The organism is Caballeronia calidae, from assembly GCF_900044055.2.
In the GTDB taxonomy this organism is placed as follows: Bacteria; Pseudomonadota; Gammaproteobacteria; order Burkholderiales; family Burkholderiaceae; genus Caballeronia; species Caballeronia calidae.
Map to the genome: position 1 here is coordinate 173,387 of NZ_FCOX02000009.1, position 14,200 is coordinate 187,586.

Below are 14,200 nucleotides of genomic sequence, written 5' to 3' on the forward strand. Positions count from 1 at the left end.
ATGAACATTCTTAATACGCTTTCCCACGCACCGTGGGTCTCGCAAACGTGCGCTTTTGTTCTTCTGGTTCTCGTGGCTGCGTTCTTCGGCCACTTCGTGCTGAAATGCTTTCGCAGGCGCGCAACCCTGCTGAAGCTGGTTAACGGTCTAAAAACGCTCAGGAAAGACGAGAGCCCTGACGCGCTTTTTGGAAAAGCCGGCGACCTGGAGCATCTCTGGAAAGAATTCGGCGAGACGCTCCTAGACGAGACGGAATTCAATTCTATAACCGGGCAATACGACCTGAAGGCGAAGCGCGCCTCAATGCCATCAGAGCAGTTCTTCAGCCAACATGCGGTGGTCGACTCCTTCGTCTGGACGGAGTTCTACAAGCACCTTCCGGGGATACTAACTGGCATCGGCATCATCGGGACCTTCTTTGGCGTGCTTCACGGCCTTCAGGCGTTCAACATCAGTGACAACGCAGCACTCGTACGCACCAGTCTGAGTAACCTACTGGGCAGTGTGTCCGAAGCGTTCCTCGTGTCGGCCTTCGCGATTTTCTTCGCGATGGTCATTACGTTCGTCGAGAAACTGCTGCTCGCCCGCCTATACAAACAGGCGGAGACGCTGACGGCCGAAATCGACCGGCGCTATGTCGCCGGAGCGGGTGAAGCGATGTTGCAGGAACTTGTGCATTCGACGAACCGATACGTCACCAACAGCGAAACGCTCAAGGACGCACTAGTTTCCGACCTGAAGGGAATTCTCGTGTCGCTCTCCGAAAGTCAAATTGCTGCTCAGGAGAAAATCGTCGAGGCGCTCAAGGCTAACGAGAAGAGCACTTCCTCATTGGGCGAAAAAATTGGAGACCATATCGCGAAAGGCGTATCAGAGGCCGTCGCTGAACCCATGGCGGCGCTTAAGAAAGCGGTCGAGACCGCAACTGGGACGCAGACAACGGCGGTAGGCACGCTGTTGACAGACACTATCATCGCGCTCAAGGACTCTCTTAGGGACCTTTTCGGCGAGCAGCTAACCGGCATCAATGAGATGCAACAAAAGACAATTGAGACGTTGCAGGGCGCTGTCGCCCGTATGGAGCATCTCACTCAGTCTCTTGAGACGACGGGCGCGCGCACTACCGAAACGATGGCCGGCGCCATCGCGAAGGCGATTGAAGGTATGGACGCGCGGCAGGATTTGATGGCGCGCAAGATGTCGGAGGTAGTCGATGAAATGAAAAAGACGTCCGAAGGCGCGCAGACAGCGGTCAACGAAAAGTTGGAATCCGCCATTTCAGGCTTGAGCTGCAAAATGACGGACCTCGTCGCCAAACTCACGGAATCGGTGAGTGCCTCGACCGATTCCACCAATCAGAAGCTTGGGGCAGCGTTAAATGGTGTCTCTCAGACGGTCGAGACGCTTGTGTCGACGCTGTCGCAATTGGTAGCGAAGTCCCAGGACGCAACCAATGAGAAGCTCACCAAGGCAGTGGGGGATGTCAGCGCCAATGTAGAGAAACTGGTCAACGGACTGTCGCAGTCGGTGGTCAACGCGCAAGAGAAGAGCAACGCAACCCTTGAAGGCGCAGTCTCGACCGTAAACGACAAGGTGGGTGGTTTTCTGAGAGGCATCACGGAGCAGGCCGCCCGCGCCGAAGCTGAGAATATCGAACGTCAGAAGTGGCTTAGCGAGCAGGCAGAAGCCAACGCAACTGCGATGCGAGCCGCGCTTGAGGGCACGACCACTGAAATGAAAGCGCTTGTAGCTGGCACGCGCGCGGCCGTTGATACGATGAGACAGAGCGTCGACTCGATGCGTAACGCGACTTCTGACACGGTTGCCAAGATGAATTCAGGCGCTGAGACGATGTTTGGTGCGGCAAATGAGTTTTCGAAGGCGGGAAGCTCCTTGTCGGGCGTTTTACAGCAGTCGGAGGCCACAACGGCCAAACTGGCCATTGCCGCAGGTTCGGTCGAGACGGCCGCACAAGCTATGCGACGCGTGGTCGACGATTACAGCACAACGCGCGACCAACTGCTTCAGACGGTTATCGAAGCGCGCAAAATCGTCGACGACGCAAAAAACAACAGCTTATCGTCGGGCAAGGTGTTGGCTGAAATTAGGGATGCCACGGACGCACTGAGCGCAGCCCACACCGAAATCGACTCGTTCATGACCAAGGTTGCCGAAGTTATGGGCAAGTCGACTCTTGCTTTTCAAGCCGAACTCAAAGAGTCCATTATCACGGCCAATCGAGGCCTTGTGGACACCACCGCTGAGGTCACTAGCCTGCTCGCGCGTAGTATTGCGCGACTGGCCAACGCGACCAGGCCGGTCCTCGCGGAGCGAGTGCAATGATTGGCGCTCGCATAGTTGTAAAACGGGGCTCCAAGTCCGAAGCTGAAAAGCCGTTTTGGATTAGCTACGCGGACCTCATGACCGCCCTGATGGTGCTGTTTCTTGTCACGATGTCAGTCACGTTGCTTGCCGTGACCAAGCGCGTCGACGAGGCAGAGCGCGCTAAGGCAGAACGGGACAAAGAAATCACCGAGTTGCTGCACCGCGTTCAGGTCGCCGCGCAAAAATACCCCGGCATCAAAGTTGATACCGCGCGCAACGTCATCGATTTCGGCGACAAGGCACACTTCGACAAGAACAGTTCGGGGCTCAAGCCCGAACAACAACGGTTGCTTCGCGCATTCGTGCCGGAGGTGCTGCGCATCGCCCGCGACCCGCTCGGCAAGAAGTGGCTCAAGCAAATTGTCGTCGAGGGCTTTTCCAGTCCGGAAGGCGATTACCTCTACAACTTGAATCTGAGCCTGCAGCGTAGCCAACGCGTGCTATGCGTTCTGCTTGCGAAGCCGTTCACGGATGAGTCCGCGATGACTAACGGCGAACTGGAACAGATTCGCGACCTGTTTCTCGTGGGTGGCTACTCGTTCAATGGTGCGAAGGCGACCTACGAGGACAGCCGGCGCGTTGAACTGCGCCTCGAATTTCTTGGTATTGGCGAGCACCGCACTTTGACAGCAGGTATTGCGCGAGGCAACTTCGGAATCTGCGCGCTGGGAGCGAACTGATGCTCCAGACCCTCGCCCACATCTTGCAAATGCGCGACCGCACCGGTGCGCCCGACGACCTACTTTCGCCTCTAACCGGTTGGGTAGAGAAACTTCGAGTTGAGCTCAAAGGGCACAAACCTGTGGCCGAAGAAGATGACATTCGCGCGGCAGTGGTCAAGTTCAGGCAAGACCTGCGAATGCACGATTCTCGCCAAGCCGTCTACGTGAGCCTCGGTTGTCTTTTGCCAATTGGACCCAAGAAGCAGAAGCTCATTGAAGACACAACAGTCTTTCCGGTCGTCCTTTCGAACGTTGAGCGCTACCGGAAGCATCTGATGGTGTTCCAGGACTGTTATAAGGGTCTACTCGACGCGTACCTCGGTTATCACCCGGAAGGGAAGCGCGGCTCCAGAATAGCGTGGCCAAACTGGAACCAGTTGCGCGACTGGCTCGCCAAGACGTCTGCGGACATTTACGACCCGACGTTCCAAGAGGACTGGGTGAACGCGGTTCGCTCGCATCCTGAGCTTTTTTCCGCACAGCCGCTGCGCGCTTTTGGCTCGGAGATGCTCACGGGCGAGTGTGGGGCCTACGACAAGTTCGCCAGCGATTTGGGTGTTTCGAAGGCGTCGTGGCTTGAAGAGGAGATGGTGCGCGCCATGATTCAGGGAGCGGCCAACTCCAAAGCTGGAATTGTTCCGCATCTTCCACAGCTAATTGCCGCGTTACGAAGAGTCGAGGGAGAGAACAAGCACCTTTTCAATCACGGCCTCGCGGAAGTCTTCACACACTACTACGAACAGTCGGACGGAGAAGTGCATGAAGACCTGCGCAAAGTTGCGCTGGACATCTGGCGTAACCCGATGCAAGACAGCGATAACAAGTACGCTTGGGAAAAGTCGGGATGGGCGTTGCTCGACGACGGCCCGCTCGCTATGGCGAAGGCATGGTTCGCGTCTCACATCATCGAGAAATTCTTCAGCGTGCTTGCGAAGAAAAGTGAGCGCGAGGAGCGCGACAAGCGAGAGAAGCGCATCCGGCGGATGAAATTTTGGGTGCAATATGCCGGCGCTCTGACCGACGTAAAGTTCGCGCTGGGTCCGTACGCTAGTAGTGACAACGACCCTCGGATGCGAGAAGTGCTGGACCTGATGCGAGGCATGACGCTTGAGCTTTGGGGTGGGGGCGACAAACAGAACAACGCATTCATTCTCCGATTCGGCGACTGGGTGGTCGTCGAGTTCGGGCTTGAGAGCAACGCAACGTTTATCTACCGCGCCTCGGACCTCCCGTTTGAGCGCGGCCAGAAAGCCGTCTCGACGCAGGTCATCAAGGACTACATCAAGCATACGCCGCCTACAAAGAACGGACCGATTCGAAAAGAGCACCGTGACTCGGGCGCGCAGACTTGGGAGGACGACTACAGGGATGCGCTCAAGAAGCGCGGCATCTTACCCAGCCGCGTTCCGGTATTTAGCTCGACGCAGTCGGCTTCGGGAAAACAGGCGGCGACTCAAACCGCACAATCGGGCGAAACCGCAGCGAAATCCATGACGATGACGCAAGTCGAGACTCGTCGTTTGGTCCAGATTGAGATGCTACCCGGGCTCACGCAAATAGAGACTCAAAATCCGCGACCGAATGAAATACCCGCGCGCGACACGCCGGTGGAGTTAAGCCTCGTGACACAGAAAGCGACACCGGCGTTTAGCGAGAAGGAACAACGCGAACTTGAAACTTTCTGCAGGCGCTTCTCGATTCCGATTCGCGACATGCGCCGTCAGGGAGGCAATTTCTGGGTGATGCACGACAGCGACGCCGAAAACCCTATGACTGCATTGTTGAACAAACTCGGATTCACCTACCGCGCAGGCAAGGGTTGGTGGTATCCGAGTCAAAAAGACGCCTGACGTAGTCGAAGGAGTTGAAGACCATGTTGAAATGGCTGAAACGGGCCGCCGGGATGACGTCAGCAACCGACAACACCGCCGTAAGCCCGACGCTCACCGGGGTCTGGCGTGCGTTTATGCCGGAAGGGTTGGACCTTGGCACTTTCGAAGCCGTCGGCACGCGAGCAGGCGCCACGTTGCTTTCCGCCCCGACGCTACCAGCGTTTATCACGCAATTGCACGACGAGGGGTATGCCTCCGGCACGGAGGACACTGCGCATCTGCCGTGGGCAAGCCTCTATAGTCTGCTCGACGAACCTGTTTTTCAGCGAAGTCTGCCGCAACTGGAGCTTCCGCCCTTCTGCAACGCGGTGCCGGAACTCAAAAGCCATCATTCGCTGACGGACGCGGATTTTTCAATTCACGTCGCGAGTTGGCGGGACGAAGCTGGCAGAAGCCTGGCAGGCGCAGAGCAATCGGGTGGCGTCATCATGATTGACGGCAAAGCGCACTTGCTTTCGCTGGCCGGCTGGAAGACGGCTCAGCAGGTGATGCAATTCCAAGCGCGCCCGGCCACTGAGCGCAACGAAAGCGCGCATCGTCTCGCTTGGGGCCAAATTCGGCGTTCAGCGCTCGCAGCCAACGCCCGCCTCGATTTGTTTCTGTATCAGAGCGTCGTACTCACTCCTGAGACCCTCGCCATTACGATGCGTAAGAGCGACGTGGGTGGCACGCGCGTTGTTGAGATTATGCCGGGATTTAAGGGCGCGCCGCCGAACTGGCTTGACATCTTCGACTCGTACCGCAACATCCCGCCGCGTTACGACATCAATACTCCTGAAGGCGTGGTACAAGTGGTGATTACAGCTGAGATGCGCGCCGCGCTCCAGACCATCCGTAACATGGAAGGCCGCCGGGTGGCAGGAAGTCGCGCGGAAGCATTTCTCGTGAATCCTCGCGCGACGCTCGGGGTGGATGTGGCCAGCGTCATCGACGAGACGCAGTTCGAGCAGGCGCGCATCGACGCAAACATCTTCTTCGACCATTTCACTGCGATTGTCCGCCGTGACGCGTTCGGATATCCGGAGACCGTCGGACTTTCGGTCGAGTCGCCGGGCACGGCCGGACAGGTCACTGCTGAGGAGCGGCTCTTTTCAGACGACGAGCAACTGGACGGCTTCATCACGGGCCTTAATGGCGCAATTGTCAAGCAACGCCAACTCTACGCCTGGGCAGGTTTTGAGTTCGAGCTCCTCGGAGATAGTCCGGACCAGCTCCAGGCGCTCAACGACGCCCTCGAAGAACGGCGTCAGCCGCGCATCCTTGTGCGATACACGGAAATCTACGACCTGAACGCTTACACTTCGCGCGTCGAGGACATAGGCGTCGATAGGCCCTACTACTCACCATATATTGCCAAGAAGGGCGATGAATGGTGGCCCGAGAACCTGGTCAACATGGTCGTGTACACACCCGATGGGGACACGGAGCCCGTCGCCGTACCGCTCAGTGACGACGTCCAGAATCTGCTGCGAACAAAGGTCGAAGAAGCGCAGGCGACAGGAAAGACCTCAGTCGAATTGCCCGGACTACCCAAGCCGATTCCGATTAACGACGCCAAGGACCTGCTCGATGTCTACCGCAAAGTGCGCAGTGATGCGCAAAAGAACCGTGACGACGGTGTAACAGGCGGCGAGAAAGAGAATACGGTGAAGGCGGGCAAGGGCAAGCAGCTCCTCATCAAATCGAACATCGACACCGTCGATTATGAGGAAATCCGGCGCGACATCCTGACAACATACTCTAAGGAGCCGAGGCTCCCGACGGGGTTCAAGTCCACCACCAACCTGTTGCAGCACCAGAACGAAGGCGTTGCGTGGCTTCAACACCTGTTCAGCCATGCACCGAATCACTGCCGGGGCGCCATCTTTGCCGACGACATGGGGCTCGGCAAGACGCTGCAGCTGCTGACATTCATCGCGCGTGCCTTCGAGGAGGACCCGAACCTGCCGCCTGCGCTGATTGTGGCGCCCGTGTCCTTGTTGGAGAATTGGGCGGAGGAGATTGCGAAGTTCTTCTCCGAGGGAACATTTCGGCCGCTCATCGCGTACGGGGACAATTTGAGCAACCTCCGCGTGCCGCGTTCCGCGATTGACGCGCAGCTGCGTGACGAGAATCTCCTGCGATTTCTGAAGCCGGGCTGGGTTGGCGACGCCAACATCGTGCTGACGAACTACGAGACACTCCGCGACCTCGAATTCTCGTTCGCCGCGCAGAAGTGGTCGATTATGGCCTGCGACGAGTCGCAGAAAATCAAGAACCCGAACGCGATGATGACGCGGGCGGCGAAAAAGCAAAACGTGCTGTTCAAGGTCGTGTGTACCGGGACTCCCGTGGAAAATACGCTCATCGACCTTTGGTGCCTCTTCGACCTGGTCCAGGCCGGGCTGCTGGGCGCATTGAACGAGTTCGGCAAACGCTATCGCAAGCCTATCGAAGCGGAAACCAAAGAGGAAGAGGCTCGGGTCAAGGAGCTTCAGCAGCTCATTGACCCGCAAATCTTGCGTCGGATGAAGACGAAGGTCGCGAAGCTTCCCCTCAAGCACGTGAAGCCCTGCCTGATTCCGATGTCCAACCTCCAGCGAACGTACTACACGAACGCGGTCAACAGCTTCAAACAGAGCCAAGACAAGTCGCGCGAGACGCCTATGCCGTCTCCGTTCAAAAACCATCTGGGCCTGCTTCAGTACCTTCGCTCCATCTGCACAACGCCACATGCGCCGGGGCAGGGCCGGTTCAAGCCCGTGCCGCTAGCGCAGTTTCGCATTGAAGCGCCGAAAGCCGGGTGGCTGCTCGATACGCTTGAGCAGGTGCGGATGCAGGACGAGAAAGCCATCGTGTTCGCGGAATTTCGCGACACACAGCAGATGCTTGCCTACTTCATCAACGAGCAGTTCGGTTTCTCACCCGATATTATAAATGGCGACGTCGAAGCATCCTCCAAGCACATTGCTAGCCGCCAGAAGCGCATCAAGGCGTTCCAGGCAAAGCCCGGATTCGGGGTCATCATCCTGTCGCCGGTCGCAGTCGGGTACGGCGTGAACGTGCAGGAAGCCAACCACGTCATCCATTACACCCGTACCTGGAACCCGGCCAAGGAAGACCAGGCGACGGACCGCGCCTACCGCATCGGCCAGAAGCGCGAGGTCCACGTCTATCTCCCCATCACGTCAGCGGCCGACTTCAAGACGTTCGACGTACGCCTTCACGAGTTGCTCGAGGAAAAGCGCGAACTGGCTGACAACATGCTCAACGGCTCAGGTTCGGTTACGCCGGCGGACTGGAACGTTCAGGACATCGTTCCCGACGGCAGTAACGACCCCGTGTTCGCCAGCAAGGTTACGCTGGACGAGGTCGTTCGAATGGAATGGGACTGGTTTGAGGCCTTGATAGCCGCTATCTGGCAGAAGAAGGGCTACAAGACTGTTTACCGTACGCCCCGGCAGGATGAAGGCGTTGACGTTGTCGCATTCACCGGGACGAAAGGCGACCTCGTGCAGTGCAAGAGTTCCGGAGCCGACAACGCTTCGCTCGACTCTCAAGGCGTCAAAGACGTGCTGCTCGGCCGGGCGCAGTACGAGGCGCGCCACCCACAGGTTGATTTTTCGCTATGGGCTGTGACCAATCAATTTTTCAACGACAGCACCTGCGAGCGGGCGCGGAACAGCAAGGTGTCCCTTGTCAATCAGCGAGACATCGAAGAGCTGCTTGAGAAATATCCAGTCACCAACGCGGACTTGCAGCGGTTCCTCTACGTATTCTGGGAAGAGGCTGCGTGACCGGTATTATCTGTGCCTAGCGCCCTTGACCTGCCCCCGGTATTAGTACGAAGCGCTGTTAGAGTCCGAGGTCAGAAACTGCTTCGCTTAACGTGCCTGAGCAGTTCGCACAGGCACATTAAGGTCTTGATTGACCACGGTCTTCGACTCGGGAGGCAGTGCCAACTCGCCCGGGACTCATGTGTTCATCGTCGGTGGGTGCGTATCCGTACCTGCTTGAGGGCGACCCAGCGTGACTCATCGACGAGCCGATGGAGCTCGGGGCAGTTGAGTTCGCCCCGCCTGTCTTACCCAGACATTGGGTAGTGGAGCGCAGTTTTCGCTGGCTTAACCGATTTCGAAGACTTGCGCGTGACTACGAGCGATTGCCCGACACTCTCGCTGGCCTTCATTTTGCGGTCTTCGCGGATGCTCATGCTGGTTCACGCAGTGCCAGTAGTGCTAGGTTCCTAAGACAGTCTAAGCATCTCAAATACGGCAAAAACTGCTTCTGCGTGGCGGGGACAATCGCAAATTTCCATGCTGCCTCCGATTTTGTCGCCGCCATTTCACCATCGGCGGCAGAGGGCTCTGAACAAGCTTCAGCGTGGAAGGCAAATCAGACTTGAGGCGGGTCGAGGGGGCAACGGAGACGAGGCTAATCGATGAGCTTGCACCTTGCTTACGAGGACGCGAAGTTCTATAACTGGTCGAAGACTTCGCGTGCCTGGCGCGCATGCAGCAAGTCGCGATTCCGCCAAACGGAGGTATGGCTCGAGCGCGTTGTCCCTGTCGAAAGGCGCCGCCGTGGTCCGGCTGCGCGTATCAGCTCTGGTAGGACTCCAATCAGACAACGAAGAGGTTTTCACGATGGCTGAAGCGCACGTCGAGAACTACGTTCGAATGATGTCGATTTGGATAGACGCTTCGAAGAGCTGCATCCAGATGGCGTTGGCTGCGCTTGTGCTTCCTGTGTTCTTCTTGCGAAAAGTCCTTGGCGTTCCCGAGACAGCGGCGCTGCGCCCTTACCTTGACTCGTGGCTCTTGCTGTCATGGGCGTTTCTGTGCGTATCCATCGGAAGCGGGTTGTTGTACCAAATCACAGCGTCGCGTCTGGTCGGAGATGCCCTCGTCGGCACGCAATCGCGCCGGCAGTACCCGCACCAACTTTTTTGGCTAATGAGTGCGTCGTTCTTCGCTGGAATCGTTGCATTCATGGCGGGAGTTGTTCTGAGGCGTTGAGGCGATTTTGCTAACAGGACCATGCGCGCTCGCATGAAAACAAAACTGGGTGTGGAGGCGGCGATGCTTTCGATTTCTAGAGTCGGGCTTTGCGTGGTTTTCATGGTCGGCGCTTCTGTAGCGCGAGGCGAGACTTACACCGCACCGGCTTCATCTGCGGAAGTACTCGGTCGCGCGCCTCTGTCCGGGGTGCCGGTCGCGAACGACTGGAAGGCGGAGATTGCAGAGTGTGGCTCGAAAGGAACCGTTGGCGGTCAGCTTGTCCAAGGTTGCGGACGGTGGTGCGATGACCAACTACGGGTGAACGGGAAGGCCAATTCCAAGTGCACCCGGGCAGGACAACTACTCTCGAAGCCGCACCCGAGGAAAAACACTGCGATTTTGAAGCTCCGAGACGGGACAATATTGTTCGATGCAAAGTTGTCGCTCGACACTGACGGCCCGGGAACGATTCAAGGAGACAGCACGCGACAACTCACGACATCGCTGACGTACTCGGACAGTAAATACCGTAAATACGATAAATACTTGAATGCCGGCGCGATACCGTTCATCGTCGTCCCTCCGACGCTTAGAACAAGAGCCCAAATTGAAATTGGCGACTTGGCTGCTGTGGTGTCCGGAAATCGTATTGCCTATGCGGTAGTCGGAGACAGTGGACCCGCTTACAACTTGGGCGAGGGCTCCCTGAAACTGCATCAAGAGCTTGGGCACAACGTCTGTACTGAGACGGACCCGCTTACCGGTGGCTGCACGAAGGTGGACGACGTCGACTTCCCGACCGCAGTTATCTATCTGGTTTTCCCAGGCAGCTTTCGGGTTCTATGCAAGGACAGCGTGCCGGGGAAGCTCTGCCCCGCGCTGACTCCCGACAATCTGGCGGCGCAAATTGGAGCTAAAGGGAAGGAGGCGTTTGAACGGTTCAAAGGGAACGTGCTAGCCGGACATTGAACGGTCAGGGGCGAGCCTCGAAGTTCATTCGTCGACGCAAATTCAAAAGGAAACTTCGCCTCGCCGACTTTAGTGGAAACATATCGCGCTTTCGAAAGTTTGGTACTGCTGGCCTCCCATAGGTGCCGCGCGAACATCAGGAAGTGCCGCGTTGTAAACGGGCAGCACCAGCGGGCAACGGTCCCCGACGCGTCAACTGTTCGAGCGGCGAACGGGTCGGTGACGCCGTGCGAAAGCTCCCCGAGAGCAGCAAAAAAATTCCGCTTGCGGCAAGGCTGAAATCTCGTTCAACCGATTCAAAACGAACGAGTCGTCGCATTTTTCTGCCAGCTCCCGCCCAGCATTTCGAGCACCGCAAATACCGCATCGGCATTTTCTGGATTGCCGCGCTCGGCCATTTCGTCCCTGTCGTTTAGGGGCCCATTGCACAGGGTGAGCGGCAGCGTCCAATTCTGCGGAGAACGGTTTGGGGGAGCGTCGCCGACGCCTTTCGTCGATTTTTGCCGCCGCATTCGTTCGAACCTCCCAAAATGCTGACGAAGCTTTCTTCATACGGTTTAATGAGCCGCCGATGGTCGCGTTTACGACCGAGGAAATTCGATGGGACTTTGAAGCCGACAACTTCGCACTGATTTGCTGCAAGTACGGGAGTGTGTTCGACCTTGACCGCGAATTTTGGTACAGCCCAGAAGAAGCTGCGCATAAAGCATCTAGAGTCGAGAGCCAAACGACGACTCTCATGGGAGTCGGAATCCCCTTCGCCATGCTGGCCAGCTGGGCGGCGTTCGCCTGGAAACGACACTTCAAGACGAGCACCGTCCGAAACCTCCCGTCTTCGTTGCCGGTCAAGGTTTAGCAGGCTCCGCCTAGTCCGGGAGCGCGGGTGCGCGGCATCACACCGCGTCCGCCCCTTTCTATCTCGCAATTTGTCCCCAAGCATCAAAGCAACTCGACTTTGTAACCTCTGCTCAACGCGCCCCGTTCCGCGCGTTCGCCGCTTTTTTCTATACGAGTCAGGACAACTCGAAGGAAGAAACACGATGGCACACGCACGATTCGTATTCGAAGAGGGCGAGGAGTCTGGGTACCTGGACTGGCGGTTGAAAAAGCATCCTGCTTTCAACTCGATTGACGCCACGGGCGTAGCACACGACATTCTGGGCACTGCCCGGGCGACCGGGTCACCGTGCTGGAAGAAGTCCTCGCGACAGGCGCGTTCATCTTCGCGCAGGTGGATAGCGGCTGTTTCCACGAGCGGTATCGCGGCAATCGCGACGTACCCGAACTTGTCGCTTCGACGATTATATCGACGCTGCGTAACATCTATCGGTCATAAGGACGCTTGCGGGATGTTCCGGCCAGTTGCCATCTCAGTTTGCCGGTCGGAGAAGAGCACGTCGACGAAATCTTCGATGCGGCCTATCTCGAGCTTGCACATGTGTGGGATACCGAGACGGCCGACGATTTACCACGTTCTCGAGCGTCTCGACGCAGAGTATGCTCGGATGAGCTCAGTGTCTCTCGGGTGGCGCGAGGCCGCCTAACGCTCCGAAGGGTGTCGGTCGTGCGAACTGGCGCACGCACTGACCAGTCGAGCCGATAATGGCTATAGCGAAAGCTGAACGCTATAGCCACGTAGAACTTGGGCTTTATGGGCTTTTGCGGGCAAATCTCAAACGTTGCCGGAGGCTCGCTGAGGCGGCGGGGCACCACGTCGCAGGCATGATGGCTGATAGCAATTGCGCGGCTCGATGATTAGGCATCGTGTCGCCGTAATTGTAGGCGACGATATTCGACGTCAGCGTTGGTTGAAGAATAAAAAGTTATATTGGCGTTCGACGAGGAGGAAAATTCGATTTTAAACCTTGACTTGAAGACGTGCGGCGAATATTGTGAATCCTTGTCAAGAACAGAAACTAATTACCAGCCCCTGGTAGCGCTTGAAAATCTGCATTGGTTTCGTTTCTACACAGAATTGCAGCGACGAAAGTCGAACTTAACGATAACGAATTTTGATTAAAAAATGGCACGTTCGAAGAAATTTGACGCATCGGTTGGCCCGGCTTGCGAATTGGTCCGATATAACGACACCCAGCTATGGATGACTAGTCGCTCGGGCCGTGCGCAGCGAAAAGTGGAAATTACTCGTGAAGAATTCGACGTCCTTGAGCATTGGAACGTGTATGGTGAAGCGCTGCGAGCCGCGAAATTCTACGAAAGAAAGCTTGCACAATGAGCCAGCGACACTTTGAACATTGTGACAGCTCAACTCAGTCAGCTTCAGTGAAAGCGTCGGACACAATCACCCGCATCGCGCCGCTTGGTGTTCGTGGAACGGCGTCGGCATCGAAGGGTTCGAGCACGTACTGACCGATTCTAAAGGCGCTATATTAAGCTTCCAAATTTTCCGCGAGGGCGTCCAATGGGTAATCAAGAATACCCGTATATCTGCTACGACGCTCTGCGAGACCATATTGTTGAGGTCACCAACAACTCCGACCGCGCGTCCGAACTGAGTACGTGCGATGACTTGAAGATGCTTCAGATGGTCGTACCCACGTTGGAAAAGTTGAAGCACTGCTATGTCGAGGAGTGCGAGGGCACTTTGTGTGTGAGAGCCGGAAGAAAGCTCACTCTGACTTCGCCGCGACCTAGGAGCGTGCGCGGCAGAAATCTGATGTCATCCGGCCGAGCGGAGAAGACGTTGTTAGCAGATGCCAACAAGTTATCTCCCATACGAGCCGCAGCAGCAGATGTTGCTGCCCCACGCGCTGCAAGACTGGCTGCCGGAAGGGCACCTGGCTTATTACATCAGCGACACGGTGGATTCGCTCGACCTGTCAAGCTTCCATGCGCGGTATGCGGGCGGCGGCCCGCGCAATCAACCCTTTCATCCGGCGATGATGGTGAAGGTGCTCGTCTACGGCTATGCGACCGGGGTGTTTTCGTCGCGCAAGCTGGCCAGGAAGCTGCATGAAGATATCGCGTTCCGGGTCCTCGCCGCGGGCAACTATCCGGCGCATCGCACGCTTTGCGACTTTCGCGCCTTTCACTTGAAGGAACTGTCGGAGCTGTTTGTGCAAGTGGTGAAGCTGGCCAAGGAATGCGGACTGGTCAAGCTCGGGACGATTGCCGTTGACGGCACGAAGATCAAGGCCAATGCGTCGCGTCATAAGGCGATGAGTTACGAGCGGATGAAGAAAGCCGAGCTGGAACTCAAAGAACAGATCGATGCGCTGCTGGCCAAGGCGAA

At 57.0% G+C, this 14,200-nt stretch carries 8 protein-coding genes and 1 pseudogene; all 9 read left to right on the forward strand.

Features of this window, described 5'->3' with window-relative positions; genetic code table 11:
• Positions 1–2,343, forward strand: a complete 2,343-nt coding sequence (zorA, locus tag AWB78_RS11825) for an anti-phage ZorAB system protein ZorA (RefSeq protein WP_062604756.1) — start codon at positions 1–3, stop codon at positions 2,341–2,343.
• A complete protein-coding gene (locus AWB78_RS11830) occupies positions 2,340–3,065 on the forward strand; it encodes a flagellar motor protein MotB (RefSeq protein ID WP_062604757.1) in 726 nt (241 codons plus the stop codon). Before zorA ends, AWB78_RS11830 begins: the two co-directional genes overlap by 4 nt.
• The gene (locus AWB78_RS11835; protein ID WP_062604758.1) at positions 3,065–4,957 is read left to right on the forward strand and encodes an EH signature domain-containing protein; all 1,893 of its coding nucleotides are present in this window, start codon (positions 3,065–3,067) and stop codon (positions 4,955–4,957) included. Before AWB78_RS11830 ends, AWB78_RS11835 begins: the two co-directional genes overlap by 1 nt.
• Positions 4,958–4,980: 23 nt before the next feature.
• Complete coding sequence (locus AWB78_RS11840; RefSeq protein WP_062604759.1) at positions 4,981–8,775, forward strand: SNF2-related protein; 3,795 nt, start codon at positions 4,981–4,983, stop codon at positions 8,773–8,775.
• A 284-nt stretch (positions 8,776–9,059) separates the two neighbouring features.
• Positions 9,060–9,228 (forward strand): annotated as a pseudogene (locus AWB78_RS43415) (transposase); the annotation flags it as partial.
• A 309-nt stretch (positions 9,229–9,537) separates the two neighbouring features.
• Entirely contained in the window at positions 9,538–9,996 is a 459-nt protein-coding gene (locus AWB78_RS11845; RefSeq protein ID WP_157697481.1) for a hypothetical protein, read from the forward strand.
• A gap of 33 nt (positions 9,997–10,029) precedes the next feature.
• Positions 10,030–10,947 carry a glycoside hydrolase family 75 protein gene (locus AWB78_RS11850; protein WP_062604761.1) on the forward strand — a complete coding sequence of 306 codons (918 nt, stop codon included), beginning with the start codon at positions 10,030–10,032 and terminating at the stop codon, positions 10,945–10,947.
• 466 nt (positions 10,948–11,413) lie between these two features.
• Entirely contained in the window at positions 11,414–11,803 is a 390-nt protein-coding gene (locus AWB78_RS11855; protein WP_157697483.1) for a hypothetical protein, read from the forward strand.
• Between the two features lie 1,858 nt (positions 11,804–13,661).
• Positions 13,662–14,200 (forward strand): transposase (locus AWB78_RS11860; protein ID WP_198399248.1); only part of this gene is annotated, 539 nt, incomplete at its 3' end.

What these genes read in the sequence shown, in the direction of transcription:
- zorA (WP_062604756.1), top strand. Translation starts at nt 1, where the DNA reads ATGAACATTCTTAATACGCTTTCCCACGCACCGTGGGTCTCGCAAACG.
- AWB78_RS11830 (WP_062604757.1), top strand. Translation starts at nt 2,340, where the DNA reads ATGATTGGCGCTCGCATAGTTGTAAAACGGGGCTCCAAGTCCGAAGCT.
- AWB78_RS11835 (WP_062604758.1), top strand. Translation starts at nt 3,065, where the DNA reads ATGCTCCAGACCCTCGCCCACATCTTGCAAATGCGCGACCGCACCGGT.
- AWB78_RS11840 (WP_062604759.1), top strand. Translation starts at nt 4,981, where the DNA reads ATGTTGAAATGGCTGAAACGGGCCGCCGGGATGACGTCAGCAACCGAC.
- AWB78_RS11850 (WP_062604761.1), top strand. Translation starts at nt 10,030, where the DNA reads ATGAAAACAAAACTGGGTGTGGAGGCGGCGATGCTTTCGATTTCTAGA.